Annotated in this window: 18 protein-coding genes; 7 read left to right on the top strand and 11 right to left on the bottom strand. The window is 74.6% G+C overall.

Going from position 1 to position 21,323, the window contains the following annotated elements; all coding sequences use genetic code 11:
• Positions 1-23: 23 nt before the first annotated feature.
• From ACH01S_RS33470 to ACH01S_RS33460, 3 genes are read left to right on the top strand one after another with little or no spacing between them, the layout of a single operon-like run.
• Positions 24-1,079 carry an iron-containing alcohol dehydrogenase family protein gene (locus tag ACH01S_RS33470; RefSeq protein ID WP_067901277.1) on the top strand — a complete coding sequence of 352 codons (1,056 nt, stop codon included), beginning with the start codon at positions 24-26 and terminating at the stop codon, positions 1,077-1,079.
• Positions 1,069-1,944: a CDP-alcohol phosphatidyltransferase family protein gene (locus ACH01S_RS33465; RefSeq protein ID WP_083981431.1), complete on the top strand. Its 876-nt coding sequence runs from the start codon at positions 1,069-1,071 to the stop codon at positions 1,942-1,944. Before ACH01S_RS33470 ends, ACH01S_RS33465 begins: the two co-directional genes overlap by 11 nt.
• A gap of 23 nt (positions 1,945-1,967) precedes the next feature.
• Positions 1,968-2,822 carry a glycosyltransferase family 2 protein gene (locus tag ACH01S_RS33460; protein WP_083981437.1) on the top strand — a complete coding sequence of 285 codons (855 nt, stop codon included), beginning with the start codon at positions 1,968-1,970 and terminating at the stop codon, positions 2,820-2,822.
• Here the strand turns inward: ACH01S_RS33460 and ACH01S_RS33455 are convergent.
• From ACH01S_RS33455 to ACH01S_RS33440, 4 genes are all read right to left on the bottom strand, one after another.
• The gene (locus tag ACH01S_RS33455) at positions 2,819-3,460 is read right to left on the bottom strand and encodes a TetR/AcrR family transcriptional regulator (RefSeq protein WP_067901228.1); all 642 of its coding nucleotides are present in this window, start codon (positions 3,458-3,460) and stop codon (positions 2,819-2,821) included. The two genes, ACH01S_RS33460 and ACH01S_RS33455, sit on opposite strands and share 4 nt — an antisense overlap.
• A 219-nt stretch (positions 3,461-3,679) precedes the next feature.
• Positions 3,680-6,175 carry a HelD family protein gene (locus ACH01S_RS33450; protein WP_067901225.1) on the bottom strand — a complete coding sequence of 832 codons (2,496 nt, stop codon included), beginning with the start codon at positions 6,173-6,175 and terminating at the stop codon, positions 3,680-3,682.
• Positions 6,176-6,293: 118 nt separating this feature from the next.
• Positions 6,294-6,791: an SRPBCC family protein gene (locus ACH01S_RS33445; RefSeq protein ID WP_067901221.1), complete on the bottom strand. Its 498-nt coding sequence runs from the start codon at positions 6,789-6,791 to the stop codon at positions 6,294-6,296.
• A gap of 33 nt (positions 6,792-6,824) precedes the next feature.
• Positions 6,825-7,427, bottom strand: coding sequence for an HD domain-containing protein (locus tag ACH01S_RS33440; protein ID WP_067901219.1), 603 nt, complete (start codon positions 7,425-7,427; stop codon positions 6,825-6,827).
• 90 nt (positions 7,428-7,517) lie between these two features.
• Between ACH01S_RS33440 and ACH01S_RS33435 the strand changes: the two genes are divergently transcribed.
• Positions 7,518-9,452: an outer membrane protein assembly factor BamB family protein gene (locus ACH01S_RS33435; RefSeq protein WP_067901217.1), complete on the top strand. Its 1,935-nt coding sequence runs from the start codon at positions 7,518-7,520 to the stop codon at positions 9,450-9,452.
• Between the two features lie 17 nt (positions 9,453-9,469).
• On the opposite strand, the gene ACH01S_RS33430 is transcribed toward ACH01S_RS33435, so the two are convergent.
• The 3 genes from ACH01S_RS33430 to ACH01S_RS33420 all read right to left on the bottom strand — a co-directional run bounded on the left by ACH01S_RS33430 (position 9,470) and on the right by ACH01S_RS33420 (position 13,510).
• Positions 9,470-10,621 (bottom strand): glycosyltransferase family 4 protein, encoded by a 1,152-nt coding sequence (locus tag ACH01S_RS33430; RefSeq protein ID WP_067901214.1) that lies wholly within the window; start codon positions 10,619-10,621, stop codon positions 9,470-9,472.
• A gap of 162 nt (positions 10,622-10,783) precedes the next feature.
• A complete protein-coding gene (locus ACH01S_RS33425; RefSeq protein ID WP_067901211.1) occupies positions 10,784-12,046 on the bottom strand; it encodes a nucleotide sugar dehydrogenase in 1,263 nt (420 codons plus the stop codon).
• A 24-nt stretch (positions 12,047-12,070) separates the two neighbouring features.
• Positions 12,071-13,510: a glycosyltransferase family 4 protein gene (locus ACH01S_RS33420; protein WP_067901208.1), complete on the bottom strand. Its 1,440-nt coding sequence runs from the start codon at positions 13,508-13,510 to the stop codon at positions 12,071-12,073.
• Between the two features lie 24 nt (positions 13,511-13,534).
• On the opposite strand from ACH01S_RS33420, the gene wecB reads away from it, so the two are divergent.
• The 3 genes from wecB to ACH01S_RS33405 all read left to right on the top strand — a co-directional run bounded on the left by wecB (position 13,535) and on the right by ACH01S_RS33405 (position 17,518).
• Positions 13,535-14,635 (top strand): non-hydrolyzing UDP-N-acetylglucosamine 2-epimerase, encoded by a 1,101-nt coding sequence (wecB, locus tag ACH01S_RS33415; protein ID WP_083981429.1) that lies wholly within the window; start codon positions 13,535-13,537, stop codon positions 14,633-14,635.
• Positions 14,628-15,332 (top strand): hypothetical protein, encoded by a 705-nt coding sequence (locus tag ACH01S_RS33410; RefSeq protein WP_067901203.1) that lies wholly within the window; start codon positions 14,628-14,630, stop codon positions 15,330-15,332. The genes wecB and ACH01S_RS33410 overlap by 8 nt, the downstream gene beginning before the upstream one ends.
• An 86-nt stretch (positions 15,333-15,418) precedes the next feature.
• On the top strand, positions 15,419-17,518 hold the full coding sequence (locus ACH01S_RS33405; RefSeq protein WP_246236544.1) for a glycosyltransferase family protein: 2,100 nt from the start codon (positions 15,419-15,421) through the stop codon (positions 17,516-17,518).
• A 7-nt stretch (positions 17,519-17,525) separates the two neighbouring features.
• Here the strand turns inward: ACH01S_RS33405 and ACH01S_RS44015 are convergent, their stop codons facing one another.
• From ACH01S_RS44015 to ACH01S_RS33385, 4 genes are all read right to left on the bottom strand, one after another.
• A complete protein-coding gene (locus ACH01S_RS44015) occupies positions 17,526-17,978 on the bottom strand; it encodes an excalibur calcium-binding domain-containing protein (RefSeq protein ID WP_067901197.1) in 453 nt (150 codons plus the stop codon).
• Between the two features lie 126 nt (positions 17,979-18,104).
• Positions 18,105-19,121 carry a CDP-alcohol phosphatidyltransferase family protein gene (locus tag ACH01S_RS33395; protein ID WP_067901194.1) on the bottom strand — a complete coding sequence of 339 codons (1,017 nt, stop codon included), beginning with the start codon at positions 19,119-19,121 and terminating at the stop codon, positions 18,105-18,107.
• A gap of 114 nt (positions 19,122-19,235) precedes the next feature.
• Entirely contained in the window at positions 19,236-20,417 is a 1,182-nt protein-coding gene (locus ACH01S_RS33390) for a glycosyltransferase (protein WP_067901191.1), read from the bottom strand.
• Positions 20,414-21,202, bottom strand: a complete 789-nt coding sequence (locus ACH01S_RS33385; protein ID WP_067901188.1) for a hypothetical protein — start codon at positions 21,200-21,202, stop codon at positions 20,414-20,416. Before ACH01S_RS33385 ends, ACH01S_RS33390 begins: the two co-directional genes overlap by 4 nt.
• Positions 21,203-21,323 lie beyond the last annotated feature (121 nt).

Genomic DNA, 21,323 nt, shown 5'->3' with positions numbered 1-21,323 from the left:
GGCCCATGCCCCTGCTGACGCGGATGCTGAACGCGCCGCTCTCCATCGACGTGCGGCGCGGCGCCGTCGCCGCCCTCGGCGACCTGCTCGCCGACAAGCGGATCGCCACCGAGGGGCGGGTCGCGATCGCGGTCGGCCGCGGGCAGGGCGACCAGATCGCCGAGCATGTCCGGCCGTCCCTCGCCGCCTGCGACGTGTTCCAGGTCGACGGCGGCACCGTGGACGCGGCCGTCGACCTCGGCACGAAGCTGCGCGGCGGCTCCTACGAGGCCGTCGTCGGGATCGGCGGCGGCCGGACGATCGACGCCACCAAGTACGCGGCCACGCTGTCCGGCATCCCGATGGTGTCGGTCGCGACGAACCTGTCCCACGACGGCATCTGCTCGCCGGTGGCCTCGCTCGTCCACGACAAGGGCAAGGGCTCGTTCGGCGTGGTGATGCCGCTGGCGATGGTCGTCGACCTCGACTACGTGCACGCCGCGCCGCCCCGGCTCGTCCGCGCCGGGATCGGGGACGTGGTGAGCAACTTCTCCGCCGTGGACGACTGGCTGCTCGCCGCCGAGGAGTGCGGCGAGCGCGTCGACCGGATGGCGCTCACCGTGGCGCGCACGGCGGCGGAGGCGCTGCTGCACCAGCCCGGCTCGATCGAGTCGGACCGGTTCCTCACCGTCCTCGCGGAGGGGCTCGTCCTGTCCGGGATGGCGATGTCGTTCGCGGGCGACTCGCGCCCGGCGAGCGGCGGCGACCACGAGATCCTGCACGCCATCGACCAGCTCTACCCGGACGCCGCGAACCACGGCGAGCTGGCCGGGCTCGGCGCCGCGTTCTGCTACCACCTGCGCGCCACCCACCTCGGGCAGGGCGCCGACCGGCTCGCCGAGATCCTCACCTGCCTGGGGCGGCACGGCCTGCCCCGCTTCCCGGCCGACATCGGGCTCTCGGTCGAGCAGTTCGCCGACGCCGTGCTGCTCGCCCCGCGGACCCGGCCCGGCCGCTTCACGATCTTGGAATACCTCGGCCTCGACAAGGGCGCGACCCTCAAGGCGGTGGAAGAGTATGTCCAGGCCCATGGAGGCTGAGAGCCCCGGGCGGAGCCGCTCCCCGGAACCCCCCGGCGACGCGCCCCCCGGCGGCCAGAACGACGACCGGCCGCACCGCAAGGGCGCGTCCGTCGCCGACATCCGCCGGTACGGGCAGCCGCCCGGCCTGAAGGACCGGCGGAACGAGGAGCACTGGGCCGGACGCCTCTACATGCGCGACCTGTCCCCGTACTTCGCGTGGATCGCGCTGCGCCTCGGGTTCAGCCCCAACCAGCTCACCTACCTGATGATGGCGAGCGGCGTCGTGGCCGGGCTCGTCGTGTCGCTGCCGGTGGACCCGCTGTGGACGGCGATCGGCGGCGCCGTGCTGATCCAGGTGTACCTGCTGCTCGACTGCGTGGACGGCGAGGTCGCGCGCTACCTGCGCCGCACGTCGGTCGCCGGGGTGTTCCTCGACCGGATCGGCCACTACCTGTCGGAGGTGTCGCTGCTCGTCGGGCTCGGGTTCATGGCGCAGGGCGGCTGGCGCAACGGCGGCTGGGCCGAGCTCGGGCTCGTCGCCGCGCTCGGCGCCGCGCTGATCAAGGCCGAGACCGACAACGTCGTCGTCGCGCGGGCCAAGTCGGGGCTGCCCGCCGACCCGTCCGGCGGCGACCGGGCCCTGCGGCCCCGCTCCACCGGCATCGCCCTCGCCCGGCAGGCGGCGTCGATGCTGCGCTTCCACCGGATCATCGGCGCGGTCGAGCTGTCGCTGCTGATCGTCGCCGCCGCCGTGATCGACACGCTGACCGGTGCGGACGACCCGGTCGCGGTCCGGGTGCTGATGGTCGCGGTCGCGGCGGTCGCCGTCGTGCAGACGCTGCTGCACCTGGTCAGCATCCTCGCCTCGCGGAGGCTGAAGTGAAGCTGAGCGTGGTCGTGCTCACCATGGGCAACCGGCCGGACGAGCTGGCCCGCGCCGTCCGCAGCGCCCTGGAGCAGGAGCACGTGGAGGTCGAGGTCGTCCTCGTCGGCAACGGCGCCGACCCCGTCGGCGACCGCGCGCACGAAGCGCCGTTCGACGACGAGCGCGTCAAGACCCTGTCGCTGCCGAAGAACGTCGGGATCCCGGCCGGGCGCAACCGCGGCGTGGCCGCGTCCTGCGGCGACGTGATCCTGTTCCTGGACGACGACGGCTGGTACCGCTCCACTCGGCTCGGCGCCCACCTGCGCGACCGGTTCTCCGCCGAGCCCGACCTCGGCGCCGTGTCGTTCCGCGTCCGCGACCCCGAGGGCGGGCGCGGCGAGCGCAGGCATGTCCCGAGGCTGCGCGCCGGGGACCCGGAGCGCTCCTCGCCCGTCACCACGTTCCTCGGCGGCGCGTGCGCGATCCGGCGCGCCGCCTACGAGGCGGGCGGCGGCCTCCCCGAGGACTTCTTCTACGCCCACGAGGAGACCGACCTCGCCTGGCAGATCCTCAACGCGGGCTACCGCATCGTGTACGACGCCTCGGCGGTGATGTTCCACCCGTCCGTGCTGCCGACGCGGCACGACATGTTCTACCGGTACAACGCGCGCAACCGCGTGTGGCTCGCGCGACGCAACCTGCCCTGGCCGCTCGCCCTCACCTACCTGGCGGTGTGGATCGGGATGACCGTCCTGCGGGAGCGGCGGCCGAGCGCGCTCAAGCCGTGGTTCAAGGGCTTCGTGGAAGGCTGGCGCAAACCGGCGGGCCCGCGCCGCCCGATCTCCTACGCGACCGCCTGGCGCATGACGAGAACGGGCCGCCCGCCCATCATCTAGTCCGGCTGGGTCAGCACGGCCAGGATGAGGCGGGTCAACTCGGCGGTGACGTCGTCGAGGGGGATGTCCTGGCCGCGGGCCGACCAGTGGTGGACGAGGCTGTTCACCGCGCCGATCACGGCGATCATGGTGAGGCGGTAGTCGCGGTCGACGGCCTCGCCCCGGTCGACGGCCTCGCGGGTCATGGCGAGGAGGGTGTCCTCCCACCGGCCGCGCCAGGTCAGGCGGTGCCGCTCCAGCCCGGCGCTCACCCCGATGACCTCGACGAACGCGATCCGCGCCCAGCGCGGGTCGCTGGCGGTGACGGTGATGAACGCGCGGACGGCGCGCTCCACCCGCGCCGCGAGGCCCGCGTCCGCGGCCTCGGCGTAGGCGCCGGACAGGGCCTCGGCGGCGCGCTCGTTGATGTCGCGGTGCAGCGCCGTGAGCAGCTCCTCGCGACCGGAGAACTCCTCGTAGAAGTTGCGGGTGGACACGCTCGCCGTCGCGCACAGCCGTTCGATGGACGTGGCGGCGTAGCCGCGGGTGCCGAACAGTTCCAGGCCGGCGGCCAGCAGGCGCCCCCGCCGCTCGGCGCGGCGCTCCTCGGCCGAACGGCCGCCGTAGCTGCGCCTGGGCGCGGGATTCCGGCCGCTCATGGATCTCCGTCCGTCAAAAGGGACGATGTCCGTTAACGGGACGACGTCAGGGTAACCCGGCCGGACGGGATCTCATCCCTCGTCCGGGACGTGGACCGCGACACTGCCCGGCGTGTGGCCGGGCGCGGCCACCGCGACCGCCCGCGTGCCGCCGCCGAGGCCGATGAGGCGACGGCAGGCACGGTCTTCGCGTCGTCCCGGGCGGAGCCCGGTCCTCGCTCAGTCTTCGAGGAGCGTGCCGCGCCACGTCGGGTCGGCGGTGAGGACGGTCAGCCGCTGCGTCGCCCGCGACACCGCCACGTACAGCACGCGCAGCCCGCGCGGCGACTGCGCGGCCACCGTCTCCGGCGCGACGATCACGGCCGCGTCGAACTCCAGGCCCTTCGCCTCCAGGACGTTCAGCACCTGCACGCGCTCGGGCAGCCCGGCGCCGATCCGGGCGAGGACGCCCCGCGTCCACGCGGCGGCGGGCTCGTCGGGCGCGGGCGCGGGCGCGTCGAACAGGCTCGGCTGCTCGCTCGGCCGCCCGCCCGACTCCTCGGGCGGCAGCGGGACGATCACCCCGATCGTGCCCTCCACCTGCCCGACCAGCTCCTCGGCCGCCGCCCGCGCCGCGTCCGCGAGCCCGCTCTCGGCGACGACGCGGACGACCGGCTCGATGCCCGACGTCCGGACGGCCCGCGCCGGGCGCGCCTCGGGCAGCGCCAGCGCCAGCACGCGCGCGGACACGGCCGCGATCTCGGTCGAGTTGCGGTAGTTCGTCGTCAGCTCGTAGTCGTGCCGGGCGCGCGGGGCCGGCTTGCGCCCGCCGCCGCGCCGCCGCCGGGACTTCGACGACGGCCGCTCCCCGCCGAGCGCCGCCTCCATCGCCCGCCGGGCGGCGTCGAGGTCCTCCCAGGCGCTCTGGGCCGGGTCCTCGACGATCGTCCAGCTGGCCTGGCGGCCCCGGCGGCCGAGCATCCGCCACTGCATGGGGGAGAGGTCCTGCGCCTCGTCGACGACGATGTGGGCGTACTCGGGACGCTCCTCGACCACGCCGTCGTCCACGCGCCGGGACCGTTCGAGCCGCTCCATCGACGTGGTGAGCTCCCGCATCTCGGGCTCCCACGCGTCGTCGGCGACCTCCTCGCCGGTGATGATGTTGACGCCGTCCACGACGAACGGGTCGTCCTCGGCGGCGGCGCGGCGGCGCGCGGACGGCCGGGGCGGCGACCCGAGCAGCGCGTCCAGCTCGTCGAGGAGGGCGATGTCCTGGTAGCTGAGCGGCGCGTCCCCGGCCCAGGACGCGGCGAGCGCGGCGACGTCGGCGCGGTCGAGGTCGCGCCCGGCGGCGCGGCGCAGCCGGGCCGGGTCGGCGAGCGAGCGCAGCACGTCCAGCGGGCGGCGCAGCGGCCACCAGGCGACCAGGAAGTCGGTGAACGCGCGCTGCTCGCGGACGCGGGCGTCGAACTGCTCGCGCTTCGGGTCGCCGCCCCCGCCGCCGTCGCGCGCGGGCTCCTCGTCGAGCGCGGCGAGGCCGTCGGCGGCAAGGATCGCGTTCCACAGGCCCGCCTCGGCGCCCTCCGCCGCCTCGGCCGCCTCCGGGCCGCCGACGTCGGTGAAGCGCCGCCAGAGGGCGTCCAGGAGCATCGTCGCGGCCCGGCCGCGGGCGGCGTTGACGCTGCCCCGGCTGCGCCGGTGGACGTCGTTCCTGATCCGGTCGAGGCGGGGCCGGTCGAGCCGCACGACGACGCCCTTGAACACGACGCGCAGCTCGTCCGGCGCGCCCGGCGGATGGTCGGCCACGGCGCGCCGCAGCACGGTCGCCATCGCCTCCGCGCCCTTGGCGCGGGCGAGCCGCGGCGGGTCGTGGACGGTCGCCGCCGCGCCCTCCACCAGGTCGCCGAGCGAGCGCAGCGCCGCCGAGCCCTCGCCGAGGGACGGCAGCACCCGCTCGATGTAGGCGGTGAAGCGCGGGTTCGGGCCGACGACCAGCACGCCCCGCGAGCCGAACCGGCGGCGGTGCCGGAACAGCAGGTAGGCCACCCGGTGCAGGGCCACGGCCGTCTTGCCGGTGCCGGGCGCGCCGCGGACGAGGACCGTCCCGTCGACGGGGGCGCGGATCACCTCGTCCTGCTCGCGCTGGATCGTCGCGACGATGTCGCGCATCGCGCCCTCGCGGGCGCGGGCGAGGGAGGCGAGGAACGCGCCGTCGCCGACGATCGTCATGCCGTCGGCGGCGTCCGGGTCGAGGAGGTCGTCCTCCAGGTCGACGACGGTGTGGCCGCGCGAGTGCAGGACGCGGCGGCGGACGACGCCGCGCGGGTCCTCCGGGGTGGCGCGGTAGAAGTCCTCGGCGGCGGGCGCCCGCCAGTCGATCACGAGCGAGTCGTGCTCGCTGGTGCGCACGCCGATCCGGCCGATGTAGCGCGTCTCGCCGGTCTCCTGCTCGCCGGGGGCGAGGTCGAGGCGGCCGAACACGAGGCCGTCGTCGGCGACGTCCAGCGCCTGGGCGCGCAGCGCCGCCTGGTGGACCATGGCGTCCCGGTCCACCAGGGAGCCCTTGGTCCCGGCGAGCGACTGCCGGTAGCCCTCGCGGATCATGGCCTGGGCGTCCGCGCGCATCTCCTCCAGCCGGGCGTAGGCCATGTCGACGTAGCGCTGCTCGGCGGCGATCTCGCGGTCCTTCACCGTGCCGTCTGGACCGGTCGGCCGCCCGTTGACCTGGGACGCCATGCAGGCTGCTCCTCGCGCGTGTGCGTGGCCGGGGAACGTCCCCGGCACCCCGAAGGGGCGAAGGAGACAGCTTATTCGGTCCGCCCGGCGTTCACGGCGGCGCGAGCGCGGGCGCCGGTCAGGACCGTTCGAGCGCCGCCTTGATCCGGCCGAGGGTGGCGCGCATGCCCGCCCGGTTCACCGCCGCGCGGCGCTCCGCCGGGACGCCCGTGAACACCCTGCCGAGCAGCGCCGCGAACGCCGCGCCCCGGCCGCCGCGCCGCAGGTCCTCCCAGTACTCGGTGAGCCGCGTCCGGGGGACGGACGGGTCGTCCGCGATGTCCTCGATCCGGTAGCCCCAGATCGCCGTCGGGATCCCGAAGACCGTCACGCGGAACGCGAACGCCTCGCCCGGCACGGCGACCGTCACCTGGCAGGTGGTGAACCACACCCGCCAGGAGATGCGGTTGAAGCCGACGAACCGGGTCCCGGGCCTGATCGCGCGCCCGCGCACCCAGGCGGCGAACACCTCGGGGCTCCACTCGCCCATCCGGCGCGGATCGGCGACCGCCGCGTACACGGTCCGCGCGTCCGCCTCGACGGCGACGCTCTCCTCGACCACCCACTCCCTGTCCATGGCACCGCATCCTCCCACTCCATGACCAATCGGTCACTTCAGGTGGGCGAAACTCCGCCGCCACGCCGCGTACCAGTCCGCGAACCAGGGATGGGCCTCCGCCAGCGGGATGATGTACGTCACCGTCTCGGCGTAGTAGCGGCGCTGGAAGTCGGGCGCCGTCCGGTCGAGCGTCTGGACGTTGCTCGCGCGGTCGGCGAGCTTCACGAGCACCGCGTCCCGGGGCGCGTCGCGGAGCCGGCGCAGGTAGGCGGCCCGCGCGGCGCGCTTCGCCTGGCGTCCGGCCCCGCCCGCGGGCGGTTTCGTGACCCAGTCGACCAGCTCGGCCACCACGGGGCCGAACTCCGCCTCCACGTCGGCGAGGGTCGCGGACGTGTCCTCGACCACGTCGTGCAGCAGCGCGGCCGACAGCACCGCCGTGTCGGTCACGCGGGGCCCGCTGACCAGCACCTCCAGCGCCTCAAGCAGGTGCTCGACGTAGGGCTCGCCGGTCGGCCGCCGCTGGTCGCCATGCCACCGCCGTGCCGCCTCGGCCGCGCGCCCGACCGCGTCCACGTCGATGTCCAGGTCGATCTCCGGGCCGGCCAGGGCGGCGCGGGCCTCGTCCCAGGTTCGCCAATGTGTGAAGACCTCCACGGTTCCTCCGTTCTGTCGCGCGGACGTCCCGCACAGGGCATGGTGGGTGTCGCGTCTGACAGGCACGGTACGCGGAAGGAGGGCGCGGTCGTGGTCGCGAGCCGGCACCGGCCCGGCGGCAGGCCGGAGGCCGTGGGCGGTGTCCGCGTGGCCATCGGCCTGGTCTCCGGGGCGGTCGCGATCGCGGTGTGCGCCGTCCTCGTCGACCGGTTCGTGCTCGGCGCGGAGTGGTGGCAGGTGCGGCACACCGTGACCGCCGAGCCCGTCACGCCGCAGCGCGAGGTCGGGCCGCCGCCCGGCCCCCTCGCGGTGAGCTGGGAGCGGACGACCCGCACCCACCACGGCTCCGTCCCCGGCTTCGACGGCGTCGCCTACGCGGTCGCGCAGGGGCAGCTCGTCACGGCGTCCGGGAGCGGGCTCGACGTCCGCGACGCGCGCACCGGGGGGCTCCGCTGGAGCTACCGCCGGTCCGGCTGGACGCTGCTCGGCTGGGCGTCCACCCGGTCCCGGCTCGTCGCCTACTTCGAGCGGGACGGCGACCGCTCCGACCGGCTGCTCGTCGCGTTCGACGCGCTGTCCGGCGGGCTGCTGTGGCGGCGGGAGGGCACCCGGCCCGCCGCCGTCTCCCGGACGACGCTGCGCTGGCCCGCCGGGTCGGACGTCCTGCTCACCACCGACGAGCCGCGCCGGACGCTGTTCGGCGTCTCCGCCGTCACCGGCGACCGGGTGTGGCGGCTGCCGCTGCCGCGCGGCTGCCGCCTCGCCGAGGGCGGCGCGCGGCCCTCCGACGGGCGCGAGACGCTCACCGCGCTCGCCCTGGAGTGCGCGGGCGGCGACCGGCGCGGGCGGCTGCTCGCGGTCGACCCGGCGAAGGGCGCCGTCCGCTGGGACCGGCGGCTCGGCTCCGCCGAGTCCCCCGACGTCTCCATGCTGGACGGCGTCACCCTCGCCTCCGACGGCACGGCGCTGCGCGCGTTCGGCGACGACGGCGAGCGGCTCGCCTCCTGGGCGGGCGACGTGTGCGGCGACGCGATGTGCCCCGGCGCCCTCGCCGCCGGGCGGCTCGTGGTCGTCTACCACCCGGAGGGCGCGAAGCGCGGCGCCACGCGGATGGAGGCCGTGCGGGTCCCGTCCGGGCGGGTGGAGTGGCGGCGGGACGCCCCCGCCTACGCGGCGCTGACGCAGGCGGGCGGGCACGTGTTCGCGCTGCGCCCCCGGCTGTCGGAGCGGCTGCTCCCGGCGGGCGTCGACATCGTCGAGCCGGGCGACGGGCGCACCGCGACCGCGCCCGCGCCGTTCTCCATGAACCCGGACCTGCCGGGGGCGCGGCCGTGGCTCGCGGCGGCGGGCGGGCTGCTGTACGCGGCCGTCCCGCAGGCGGCGCCCCGGCCGGACGGCGCGACCCGGCTCGTCGTGCTGCGCGGCGGGCTCCTCGGCCCCGGCCCGGCGGAGCTGGACGGCGTCCCGGCGGCCGACTGGCCGGACGCCTGCGCCCTGCTGAAGAAGCCCGACCTCGCCGCCGCGCGGATGCCCGCGCACCGTCCCGCGCCCGCCTACGCGAGCGCCGGGGGCGTCCGGCTGCCGCGCCCGGTGTCCTGCGACTACGAGCCGCGCCACCGCGACCGCGACGACGGCCCGAGCCGCCCGTCCCCGCCGCCCGGCCGCCGGGAGCGGGGGACGCCGGACCCGTCCGCGAGCCCGTCCGGGACGGCGTCGCCGTCGAAACGCCCCGCCGGTCCCGACCACGAGGAGGGCACGGCGGGCGGCTTCACCGTCAGCGTCCGCTGGGTGGCGCGCACCGACCACGCCGCGTCGCGGATGCTGGAGGCGCTCCAGGCCACCCAGGCGCAGTCGCGGCGGCGGCGCGACATCGGCGCCGACGAGGCGTACGAGATCGGCCCCACCGCCGGGATGATCGCGCTGCGGGTCGCCCGCTGCGTCGTGGTCGTGGAGGCCGACCGCCCGCCGGGCGCCGCCGCGCGGCTCGCGCGGTCGGTGGCCTACCGGCTGCGCGCGCCGTCCTGACACCGCAGGGGGCGGGCTCAGAACTCGGGAACCGGCTCCGGCTCGGGGTCGGGGTCGGGCTCCGGCTCCCGGACGCGGCCGGGGGAGCGGCCCGCCCACGCTTCGAGCTGGGCGACGAAGCGCGCGGCGTGGACGGGCCAGTGGAAGCGCTCGCGGGCCGTCCGGTAGCCGCGCTCGCCCATCGCGGCGCGCAGCTCCGGGTCGTCGCGCAGCCGCAGGACGGCCTTCGCCGCCGACTCCGGGTCGCCGAACGGGACGACCAGCCCGCAGTCGGCGGGCTCGACGATGTCCACCGCGGGCGGGTTCGGCGTGGTGATCACCGGGACGCCGCGGGCCATGTACTCGACGACCTTGGTCGGCATCGAGTGCCGGTAGTTCGGCTCGTCGTGCAGCAGCGCGAGCCCGGCCATCGCGCCCTCGGCGATGCGCAGCGCCCGGTCGTTCGGGACGAACCCGTACCAGCGCAGGATCCCCTCGCGCTGCGCGGCCCGGAGCGCGTCCCGGACGTCGACGTCCGCCGCGCCGATCAGCTCGACCAGCACGCCCTCGGCGGCCAGCGGCCGGGCCATCTCGATCATGTCGAGCGCGCCGCGCGCCCGGGACAGCTGCCCGACGTACACGGCGCGGCGGCCGTCCGGCTCCTGCGGCCGCCGGTCCGGCACGTAGGTGGTGTTCGGCACCACCGGGTGCTCGCGGCCGAACCGCTCCCGGTAGCCCTCCTCGGCGAGCAGCAGCCGGTGCCTGCGCTCGGTGCGCCTCTCCAGCCGGTGCACGGCCGGGCGCAGCAGCGGGCGCGCCGGGCCCGGCAGCCAGCCCTTGGCGCTGAGCGCGGCGGCGGTGTCCTCGTGGACGTCCCAGACGACCGTCCGGCGGGCCACCTCGCGGGGCAGGGACACGAGCAGTTCCGGGTCGTGCAGCAGGATCACGTCGGCGTAGGCGGCGTGCTCGGCCAGCGCGCGGTGCGCGGCGCGCAGGGCGCGGAACCGGCGCCGCCCCGTCGCGCGCGGGATGTCCACCGGGCTGATCTCCCGCCACGGGGTCACGTTGCAGGCTCGGAACGGAGCGATATACGTGACCTCGTGGCCGGCGTCGAGCAGGGCGCGTATCTGCCGGTGCAGAATGCGCGCGTCTTCGGGATGGTGCACCACGGTGCAAACACAGACCCGCATTCTCACCCACTCCGCGTGATTCGGAATCATCGTCCCCTCCCGCCGAGTCTTGGACCCGGATGGAAATCGCCGATGAATTCCCGTCGTCCATGGCGTGGACGACGCCGGGCGATTGCACCCCCCGTGATAGGAGGGCCACCGGGAGCCGACGCGGCCACCGCGCTAGAGAAGCTCGACGGCGTCGCTCTTGGCGTCCCGCGTCCGGCCGCGGGTGTCGAACAGCAGCCGCGCGTGCCGGGTCAGCGTCGCCGGGTCGTAGGCCGCGTGCCCGGCCAGCACGATCGCGAGGTCCGCCGCGGCCAGCGCCGCGGGCAGGTCGGCGCCCGCGTTGCGGACCGCCTCCCCGTCCACGTCCCAGGACGTGACGAACGGGTCGTGGAACGACAGGTCGGCGCCGAGCCTCGCCAGCCGCCGCGCCACCGGACGGGCGGGCGACTCGCGCTGGTCGGCGATGTCGGCCTTGTAGGTGACGCCGAGGAGCAGGACCTTCGCGTCCTTCAGCGCCCGCCCCTCCCGGTTGAGGAGCTGCTGCGCGCGCTCCGCGACGTACCGCGGCATCCGGTCGTTGATCTCCTGGGCCAGCTCCACGAACCGGAACGGGTAGCCCAGCGACCGGACCTTGTACGACAGGTAGTTCGGGTCGATCGGGATGCAGTGCCCGCCGACGCCCGGCCCCGGGCGGAACGCCTGGAACCCGAACGGCTTGGTGGCGGCGCAGTCGATCGCGTCCCACAGGTCGATGCCGAGCTCGTTGCAGAACACGGCCATCTCGTTGACCAGCGCGATGTTGACGTGCCGGTAGGTGTTCTCCAGGAGCTTCGCCATCTCGGCCTCGCGGGTGCCCTTGGCCTCCACGACCCGCTCGACGAACTTGCCGTAGAACGCCGACGCGGCCGACGCGCAGCACGGTTCGAGCCCGCCGACGATCTTCGGCGTGTTGCGCACGCCGTAGACCGGGTTGCCCGGGTCGATCCGCTCCGGGGAGAACGCCAGGTGGAACTCCTCCCCGGCGACCAGCCCGGACGTCTCCAGGATCGGCCGGACGACCTCCTCCGTCGTGCCCGGGTAGGTGGTCGACTCCAGCACCACGAGCGTCCCCGGCTCCAGGTGCCGGGCGACCGTCTCGGACGCGCCGCGCACCGCGGTGAGGTCGGGTCCGCCCTCCGGGGACAGCGGCGTCGGCACGCAGATCACCACGGTGCGGGCGCCGTCCAGGACGTCCTCCTGCAGGCTCGGGACGAACCCGGCCTCCAGCATCTCCTCGATCTCGGCGGGCGAGACGTCGTCGATGTGCGACAGCCCGGCCTTGAGCCCGGCGACCACGCGCGCGTCGCGGTCGAGCCCGGCGACCCGAAGGCCGGCCCGGCTCGCCTCGCGCACGAGCGGCAGTCCCACGTAGCCGAGTCCGATGACCACCAGATCCACGCCGGTGGCTCCCTTCGCAGCGATTTATGTGATGGCGTACGCGGCCCGATATCGCTCCGCCACGGCCCGCCAAGTGCGTTCCGCGCGGACCCATTCCCGGGCCGACCGCCCGATTTTCTGCCTTCTTTCGGGACTGTAAGCCAGGTCTTCCAGACAATTCGCCCATGCTTCCGGGTCTTCCGGAACTGTTAACTCGCCGGTCACGCCCGGTTCCACGATTTCGCGAAGTGCCCTGACATCACTGGCTATGACGGGGATTCCCCCGGCCATCGCCTCGATCGGCTTCAGAGGCGTCACCAGTTGGCACACCCGGTCCGCGCGGCGCGGAACCGCGAACACATCGAGGACGGCGTGGAATCGGCGAACGGACTCCATCGGCACCCGCCCGGTGAACACGGCGTGAACGCCGTGCCCGGCGGCGCGCCGTTCGAGCGCGCCGCGCTCCGGGCCGTCGCCGACGAGCAGCAGGGTTACGGGCGCACCCTTATCGCGCAGCAGCGCCGCGGCGTCGATCAGCGTGTCGATGCCCTCGTAGCCGTAGAACGACGACGTGAGCCCGACGACGGTGGCGTCGTCGCGGATGCCGAGCCGGGCGCGCAGCCCGCCGGGGTCCGGCAGCGGTTCGAGGAACGCCTCGTCCACCCCGTTCGGGACGGTGAAGATCTTCTCCATCGGGACGCCGCGGGACGCGATCTCCGCCCGCATCGCCTCGCCGAGCGTCACGACCGCGTCCGCCTCGGTCATGCGGCGGGTCTCCAGCTCCCGGGTCAGCCGGTAGAAGTCGTCGGACTCGCTGTGCGAAGGGTCGCGCGACAGCCAGGAATCCTCCAGGAATCCGCGCACCTCGTAGACGACGGGCAGCCCGTGGCGGCGGCCGACCTCCAGCGCCACCGCCGCGTTCAGGTGGTTGCTGACCGCGTGCAGGACGGACGGCCGCAGCTCCTCGACCAGCGGCCCGGCGAGGTCGGCGCTCTTCGCGACGGCCCGGACCGGGTCGGCGGCGGGCCACCACGGCAGCAGCCGGTGGTAGGCGAGCCCGTCGACCTCGACGCGCGGCCGCGCGTCGCCGACGCCCTGGTTCAGCGGATATCCGAGCCGCGTCACCACGTGCGGGTCGAAGCCCATGTCGCGCTGGGCCAGCGCGATCCGGTGCGTCCGGACGGTGTAACCCGCGTTCGTGCAGGGCAGAGCGTTGGTCACGAACTGCAGGACGCCTTCGACGGGCCGCGCGGGCGTCCGCTCCCGCGCCGGGGCGGACGGCGCGCGGTCCAGCAGGCGGCGCAGGTCGGCGCTCTCGCGGCGGACGTCCCGCGGTCTCGGGACGGCGAGCCGGGATTTGCGCAGCCGCCCGCCGAACGGCGCGCGGGCCAGCAGCCGGACGGCCAGTCGAGCGGCGCGGCCGGGATCGTCCCGGAGCTGCCGCCAGGCGAGTCCTGCCAGGTAGACGGGCTTTTTTGTGGGCACGGCGGGCGAGCGTAGGCAACCCCGATGAACAGAAGGGAAATTGTGTTGGGACCCATCGTGCACGTCCTCGGGGCGCGGCCGAACTTCGTCAAGGCGGCGCCGGTGATCGGCGCGCTGCGGGCGGCGGGCGCCGAGCAGGCCGTGGTCCACACCGGCCAGCACTACGACGCCCGGATGTCGGAGATCTTCTTCGACGAGCTGGGGCTGCCGGAGCCGGACGTGAACCTCGGCGTCGGCTCGGGCGGGCACGCCGAGCAGACCGCCGCGCTCATGATCGGCCTGGAGCGGGAGTTCATCGGGCGTTCACCCGCCCTCGTCATCGTGTACGGCGACGTGAACTCGACGATCGCCGCCGCGCTGGTCGCGGCGAAGCTCCACATCCCGGTGGCCCACGTGGAGGCCGGGCTGCGCAGCTTCGACATGACGATGCCCGAGGAGGTCAACCGCCGCCTCACCGACCAGCTCTCCGCGCTCTGCCTCGTCACGAGCCCGGAGGCGGTCGGGCACCTGGCGAACGAGGGCGTCCCGGTGTCGCGCGCCCACTTCGTCGGCAACCCGATGATCGACACGCTGCTGGCGAACCTCGACGCGTTCGACACCGAGCGGGTGCGGGCGGAGCACGGGCTGCCGGAGCGGTACGTCCTCGCGACGATGCACCGTCCGGCGAACGTCGACGAGCCGGACACGGCGGCGGCGCTCGTCCGGCGGCTGCACGGCGTGGCCGACCTCGCCGACCTGGTGATCCCGGTGCACCCGCGCGGCCGGGCCAACCTGCTCGCCGCCGGGCTGGACGCGCACGACCGCGTGCACATTCTCGATCCGCTTGGGTACATCGACTTCATCGCGGCCGTGCGGGGGGCGGCGGCGGTCGTCACGGACTCGGGGGGCCTCCAGGAGGAGACGACGATCCTCGGCGTGCCGTGCCTGACCGTCCGGCCGAACACCGAGCGGCCGATCACCATCACGCACGGCACGAACCGCCTGGTGACGTTCGAGGAGCTCGTGCCGGGAGTGCGCAAGGTCCTGGAGTCGGGCGCGCGGGCGGGGGAGCGCAGGCCGCCGCTGTGGGACGGCCACGCCGGCCCCCGCATCGCAGATGTGATCATGGAGTACCTGGGTGAGTGAGGACAGCCGGAACGCGAAGGCGTACCAGCAGCTCGGACGGCTGCGGGCGCGGCTGCGCGAGCGCGAGGAGCGGCTCGCCGAGCTGGAGCGGCGGCTCGCCGCGCTGGAGGCGTCGACGGCCGTGCAGTTCGGCCGGCTCGTCGCGGGCGCGGCGCGCAACCCGAAGCGCGGCAAGCGGCTGCCGAAGGACCTGTACCGGCTCTGGCGCAAGCGGAACGCGCCCGCGTCCGCGCCCGCGCGGGCGGCGGACCAGGGCGTCCCGGTGGACCGCGTCGACCGGCCGGAGAACCGGCTCCTGGTCGCCGGGCCCTGCGACCGGCTGATCATCGCGGGCGTGCTCGGCGACCGGACGGCCGCGCTGCTCGGGGAGCAGGCGAAGGTCGTCCCGCTCTACCCGCACGACGCCGCGATCGCGCTCCAGACCGCCGACGTGGACATGCTCGTCGTGGACGCGGCGGCCGGGGAGCCCGGCGGCGCGTGGGCGTACCTGGGCGTCCCCGGCATGTACGACCGCGACCTCGCGCTCCACGAGATCCGCCGGATCGCCGCCGCCCGCTCGCTCCCGCTCGTCCTGTGGGCGCCCCGGGAGGGGCCGCCCGCGCCCGCCACGCTCGCCTGCCTGAGCTGGGACGCGACCGTGACGGATCCCGTCACCGCTTCCAGCCGTCTCGCGGGGCTCTTGGAACCCGCTCGTTGAAAGGACACACCTTGCGACCACGCGCCCTCGTCTACGGCGACGTCGATCTCAACATCATCGACGGGTCCGCGATCTGGGCTCAGGGCATGGTCCAGGCCCTCGCCCGCGCCGGCTGCGAGGTGACCCTGGTCCTGAAGGCGCCCGTCCGGACCGGCCGCCTCGTCGACCCGCTCCGCGCCCTGCCCGGCGTCACCGTCCGCAGCCCGCACGAGGAGGGGCTGTTCGAGGGGGACGGCGCCATGCCCGCACGGCAGGCCGCCATCATGCTGACCCGGATCGACGCCGAGGCCGAGCCGTACGACCTCGTCGTGATCCGGGGACGCCGCGTCGCGGGCAACCTGTCGGGCAGCTCGCTCGCCGGACGGCTCTGGACCTACCTCACCGACGTCCCGCAGTCGGCCGCCGAGTTCGCCGCGTCGGCGAAGGCCGAGCTGCGGCGGATCGCGGACGCGTCCCGCGTGCTGCTCTGCCAGACCGAGGAGCTGCGCGGGTTCCTGGAGGGCGCGGTGCCCGCGACGGCCGGGAAGAGCGTCCTCTTCCCGCCGGTCGTGGTGCTCCCGGACGGCCTCGAACCCCGTCCGGACGGCCCGCCCGGACGCCGCGAGCTGCGGCTCGCCTACAGCGGCAAGTTCGCGCCGCGCTGGAACACCTACGAGATGACGTCGCTGCCGCGCCTGCTCGCCATCCGCGGGGTGGACGCCGAGCTGCACATGATCGGCGACAAGATCCACAACGACCCCGCCGATCCGGGGTTCGCGACCCGGATGCGGACCGCGCTGGAGACCGGGCAGGGCGTCGTCTGGCACGGCGGGCATCCGCGCGCCGAGGCGATGCGGCTCACCGCGGCCTGCGACGTCGGCCTGTCGTGGCGGGACCCGTCCATGGACGCGAGCCTCGAACTGTCCACGAAGGTGCTGGAGTGCGGGACGCTCGGCGTCCCCGTCGTCCTCAACCGGACGCCCATGCACGAGCGGCTGCTCGGCACCGACTACCCGCTGTTCGCCGCGACCGAGGACGACGTCCTCGACGCGCTGACGCTCATCGGCAAGAACTCCGACGTGTTCACCCTCGCCGTCGAGCGCTGCCGCGCCGCCGCCGCGCTGTTCACGCTGGAGGCCGCCGCCGGACGCCTGCGCACCTACCTCGCGCAGGCGTTCCCCGAACCGTCCGACCGGGTCCTCTCCGTCAAGGGCCGTCCGCTGCGGGTGGGCGTCGCGGGCCACGACCTGAAGTTCTTCACGGCGCTGCTCGACTACCTGCGCTCGCGCCCGGACATGGAGGTCCAGGTCGACCACTGGTCGGCGCTGAAGGCGCACAACGAGAGGCGCAGCCAGGAACTGGCCGACTGGGCGGACGTCGTCGTCTGCGAATGGTGCGGGCCGAACGCGCTCTGGTACTCCGAGCGGAAGCGCCCCGGGCAGCGGCTGGTCGTCCGGCTGCACCGGTTCGAGCTGTACGCCGGGTGGCCGAAGAGCCTCGACATCGACGCCGTGGACGACGTCGTCTGCGTCAGCCCGCACTACAACGCGCTGACCCGCGAGATCACCGGGTGGCCCGCGGACAAGGTCGTCACCGTCCCGAACTGGGTGGACGACGCGCAGCTCGACCGCGCGAAGCTCCCCGGCGCCGAGCACCACCTCGGGATGATCGGCATCGCGCCGTCCCGGAAGCGGCTCGACCTGGCCCTGGACGTCCTGGAGGAGCTGCGCCGCGACGACCCGCGCTTCACCCTCTTCGTCAAGTCGAAGCTGCCCTGGGAATACTGGTGGATCTGGCAGAAGGACGAAGAGCGCGAGCACTACGAGAAGGTGTTCCGCCGCATCCGCCGCTCCTCGCTCCTGTCCGGCGGCGTCGTCTTCGACTCCTACGGGCGGGACGTGGCCGCGTGGCTGCGCCGCATCGGGTTCGTCCTGTCGACGAGCGACGACGAGAGCTTCCACCTCGCCCCGGCCGAGGGCATGGCGGCGGGCGCGGTGCCCGCGCTGCTGCCCTGGCCCGGCGCCGAGACGATCTACGACCGCCGCTGGATCCACGAGACGCCGTTCGACATGGCGGCCGCGATCGCCGCGACCGTCGCCGAGGGCCGCTGGGAGGACGAGCGGCGGCTCGCCCGCACCCAGGTGACGTCCGCCTACGGCCTCGCCGAGGTCTGCGCCCGCTGGACGGACCTGCTGAGCACCACCTGACCGGGGGTCACTCGCAGACGACGCCGTCGCCGTCCCGGTCCTCGTACCAGCCGTACTCCGGGTCGACGCCCCGCCTGTAGTGGCCGTACCCGGCGCGCTTCGCGGCCGTGCAGGTCGGGAAGCGCGGGTCGGTGCGCGGCGCGGGCGCCGCCGTCCTCTTCGGCTTGGGCCTCGGGGTCGGCCGGTGCGTCCTGCGCGGCGTCGGCGGCGCGGTCGGCGCCGGCGGCGGGCTCGCCTCGACCGGCTCCGCCGTCGTCGTGGCCGTCACGGTCACCGTCGCCTCGACCGGCGACGGCGCGCCCGCGGGCTTGGCCGTCCCGGACTCGGACCCGGACCCGGCGATCCCGGCGCCCACGGCGCAGCCGAGCAGCAGGCCCGCCGCGGTGATCACCACGACGGCGAGCGCCGGAATCCCGTTCCGCTGCCGCCGCGGCGGCGGGGGTGGGGGCGGTGGGTACATGAGGGCCTCCCGTCATCGGCTGACCGAGCCAGGGCGGGGGGCGTGAGTGGGACGGCCGGGACGCCCGAGCCGTTCACCTCCCTGTCAGGATCCGGTCACCCGACGGGCCCTGCCGGGCCGGGCGGGTCAGCCGGTGCTGGTGGCGGCGCCCGCCCGCTGGTACTCGGCGGCGGGGGCCTCGTCGCGGTGCGCGGCGATGCGGGCGTCGAGCTTGGCCATGGTGCGGCTGTAGTCGCGGGTCGACAGCCAGAACTTGTAGATGATGATCAGCTCGAAGGCGAGCATCCCGGCGGCGCTCAGGATCACGACCGGGATGACGGCCCCGGAGACGACGGCGGCGGCGATCGGCGCGACGATGAAGACGCCCATCTGGAACTCGATCCCGCTGATCAGGTGCGGGCGGATGCGGGTCGCGGTGAGGAACGGGCGGATCCGCGCGTACCAGGGGAACCGCTCGTTGAAGCCCTGCTGGAGGGCGGCGTTGGCCGCGTTGGCGGGGTCGTCGCCGACGACGCGGTTCTCCATGTCGGCCTCGGGGTCGTCGGCGATGGCGCCCGCGGCGGACAGCAGGTCCTCGTCGACGGCCTCGCCGTTTGCGCGCTGGGCGGCGAGCTCCAGCGAGTCGGCCTCGTGGCGGGCGGCCTGGAGGGTGGTGCGCATCTGCGTGCGCACCTTGTAGATCTCCAGGGCGTCCATGTAGCGGAGCATGTCGAGGAAGACGACGGCGAGCGCCGTCCAGATGTAGGCCGTGTTGTGGGTGGCGTGGTACTGGCCGCCCATCAGCGCGATCGCGCAGGCGAGGACGCGGACGCGGTCGAAGATGTAGTCGAGCCACGCGCCGAACACCGAGCCGGTGCCCTTCAACCGGGCGATCTTGCCGTCCATGCAGTCGAGGGTGAACGACAGGTGGTACAGCAGCGCCCCCGCGAGCAGCCACGGCCAGGACGCCACCGCGAAGCAGCCGCCCGCCGCGAGCCCGAGGACCAGCGCGCCGACGGTGAGCTGGTTCGGCGTGATCCGCGTCCGGTTGGCGGTGAACTTCACCAGCCGGGACGCGAGCGGGTCCACGAGGAGGACCGTCCACCAGGCGTCACGCGCCTTGTACGTCCGTTGCCGAACGTCGTCGAGCGTGAAGTGCGCCATGGATGGGTCCTCTCGTCGTCGGAAGCGGTCCGATGGTATCGGCTGCCCGGAACATGATCCGGTCATTGTCTCCGAGTCGTGACCGTGCCGTCGGGCGGCGTTCGGCGGCGGGTGCTAGTGGCGTCCGGTGGCGCGGCGGGGGCGTCGCCGCAGCTCGGCGATCATCTGCTCCCAGCGCTCCGCCACCCCGGCGATGCCGAAGCGCTCCGCGGACGCGCGGGCGTTCGCCGCCATCCGGCGCCGCAGCTCCTCGTCGTCGATCAGCTTGATCAGCGTCTCGGCGAGCGCGTCGGCGTCCTCCGGCGGGACGAGCAGCCCGTCGTGCCCCTCGGTGATGATCTCGCGGGGGCCGCGCGGGCAGTCGAACCCGACGACCGGCAGCCCGCACGCGAACGCCTCGATGATCGTCATGCCGAACGGCTCGGCCCGCGACGACATCGCGAGGATCGACGCCTTCGCGAGCTCGCCCTCCATGTCGTCGGTCGGCTCCATCAGCAGGACGTTGTTGTGCAGCCCGAGCCGGGTCGCCTTGCGGAGCAGCTCGTCGTGCCGGACGCCCTGCCCGTAGATCCGCAGCCGCCACTCCGGGTGCTTCTCCACGACCTTCGCGAACGCGCCGATCAGCAGGTCGTAGCCCTTGATCCAGACCATCCGCCCGGCGGCGACGACGAGCCGGTTGTCCTGCCGGGACAGCGGGTAGAGCCTGCGCGGCAGGCCGTTCCCGATCGTGTAGACGGGGCACGAGCCGTCCGGGAGGAGGGCCTCGTAGTCGGCGCGGTCGGCGTTGGTGAGGCTGGTGAGCGCGTCGAGCTTCGGGTACCACTCCTCGATCTCGGCGCGGATCCCGTCCGCGTGGATGCCGAGCTGGAGGTGCTCCTGCCCGATCACGACGACCCGGCGCGGGACGAACCGCGCCGCCGCGATGTTCAGCCCCGCGCGGGTCGTGACCAGCACGTCCGTGTGCGGACGGCGCAGGAAGCGGGTGATCCGGTCGTCCGTCCACGCGGAGAACTTGTCGTAGCAGCGCTCCTCCGGGTGGACGAGCGCGGACGGCTCCGGCATCAGCCGCTCGGCGCGCGCGGTGTTCGGCCACGGGACCTTCGCGTCCGGGCGCAGGTCGACCAGGGAGCGCAGCTCGACCCGGTCCGACAGCGGGAACACCGGGCGGTCCGCGTCCCGCAGCACGCTGACGATCTCGACGTCGTGGCGGAGGGCCAGCTCGTCGGCGAGGGTGAAGGTGCTGCGCACGGTGCCGTCGATGGTGAACGCGTCCAGCAGCAGGAAGGTGATCCTCACTGGGCGCCGTCCCCCACCGGGCGGCAGGCGACCGACAGGTTGTCCCACGGCGTGTAGTAGGGCCGGACGGCGAACTCCCGCCCGTCGACCACGGTGGTCTGCCGGGGGTAGGACAGCTTGCCGCGCTTGCCGGGCGCGTCGTCCAGCCGGGACGCGAGCCGGGCGTGCACGTCGGGCGCGTCCGCCGGGCCGACGTCGAGCCACAGGTCCCACAGCGCGGGCTCTGCCGCGGCGAGGTCGTCCACCTGGAGGGCGGTGCGGTAGTCGATGCCGTCGAGGCGGGCGTCCCAGGTGAGCGTGACCTCGGTGTCGCGGGCGACGGCGACGAGCCGGGCGGCCGCGCCGGGGCGCGGGCCCGCGTAGGCGAGCCGTCCCTCGAACCTGATCTCGCCGTCGCGCGGGTCCACGGCCTCGACCTCGGCGTGCGGGGTCACCTCCCGGACGACGAGACGGACGATCCCGTCCGCCGCGCGGACGACCCGGACCGTCCGGTCGCGGGCGCCCGCCGCGTAGTCGCGCAGCTCGTCGAACGAGAAGCCGGGGTCGTCGGTCAGCAGCGGGCGGTCGGCGCCGCGCGACTCGACCCGGACGTCCCACTTGCCGGGCGCGAGCCCGGCGAGCGGCAGCTTCACCGAGCGCCGGTCGCCGCGGACGGTCTCCACCCGCGTGCCGGGGGACGCGCCCTTGCGCAGGACGACGCGGTCACCGTCGGGTACCGGATCCCGCCAGCGGATGTGCAGGTGGTCGTCGACGCCGACCCTGCAATGGTTCGCCACCGCGTCCAAGGACCGTGCCTTTCCCCCAAAAACCACGCATTCCAGGCGCGAAGTTTATCAACGGCATCACACCGCTCGCGCGCCGGAACCGTCCCGGTGGCCTCAGTCGGCCGGGGTGGTTTCGGCGTGC

The sequence above is a fragment of the Actinomadura chibensis NBRC 106107 genome (genome assembly GCF_001552135.1).
Lineage (GTDB): Bacteria > Actinomycetota > Actinomycetes > Streptosporangiales > Streptosporangiaceae > Spirillospora > Spirillospora chibensis.
This window is presented reverse-complemented; position numbering and strand designations above follow the sequence as displayed.

Coding starts and splice junctions, on each gene's coding strand:
- ACH01S_RS33450 (WP_067901225.1), bottom strand. CDS start 6,175: ATGGCGTCCCAGGTCAACGGGCGGCCGACCGGTCCAGACGGCACGGTG.
- ACH01S_RS33395 (WP_067901194.1), bottom strand. CDS start 19,121: ATGGCGCACTTCACGCTCGACGACGTTCGGCAACGGACGTACAAGGCG.
- ACH01S_RS33405 (WP_246236544.1), top strand. CDS start 15,419: ATGGTCCAGGCCCTCGCCCGCGCCGGCTGCGAGGTGACCCTGGTCCTG.
- ACH01S_RS33460 (WP_083981437.1), top strand. CDS start 1,968: ATGGGCAACCGGCCGGACGAGCTGGCCCGCGCCGTCCGCAGCGCCCTG.
- ACH01S_RS33465 (WP_083981431.1), top strand. CDS start 1,069: ATGGAGGCTGAGAGCCCCGGGCGGAGCCGCTCCCCGGAACCCCCCGGC.
- wecB (WP_083981429.1), top strand. CDS start 13,535: ATGAACAGAAGGGAAATTGTGTTGGGACCCATCGTGCACGTCCTCGGG.
- ACH01S_RS33430 (WP_067901214.1), bottom strand. CDS start 10,621: ATGCGGGTCTGTGTTTGCACCGTGGTGCACCATCCCGAAGACGCGCGC.
- ACH01S_RS44015 (WP_067901197.1), bottom strand. CDS start 17,978: ATGTACCCACCGCCCCCACCCCCGCCGCCGCGGCGGCAGCGGAACGGG.
- ACH01S_RS33445 (WP_067901221.1), bottom strand. CDS start 6,791: ATGGACAGGGAGTGGGTGGTCGAGGAGAGCGTCGCCGTCGAGGCGGAC.
- ACH01S_RS33455 (WP_067901228.1), bottom strand. CDS start 3,460: ATGAGCGGCCGGAATCCCGCGCCCAGGCGCAGCTACGGCGGCCGTTCG.
- ACH01S_RS33470 (WP_067901277.1), top strand. CDS start 24: ATGCTGAACGCGCCGCTCTCCATCGACGTGCGGCGCGGCGCCGTCGCC.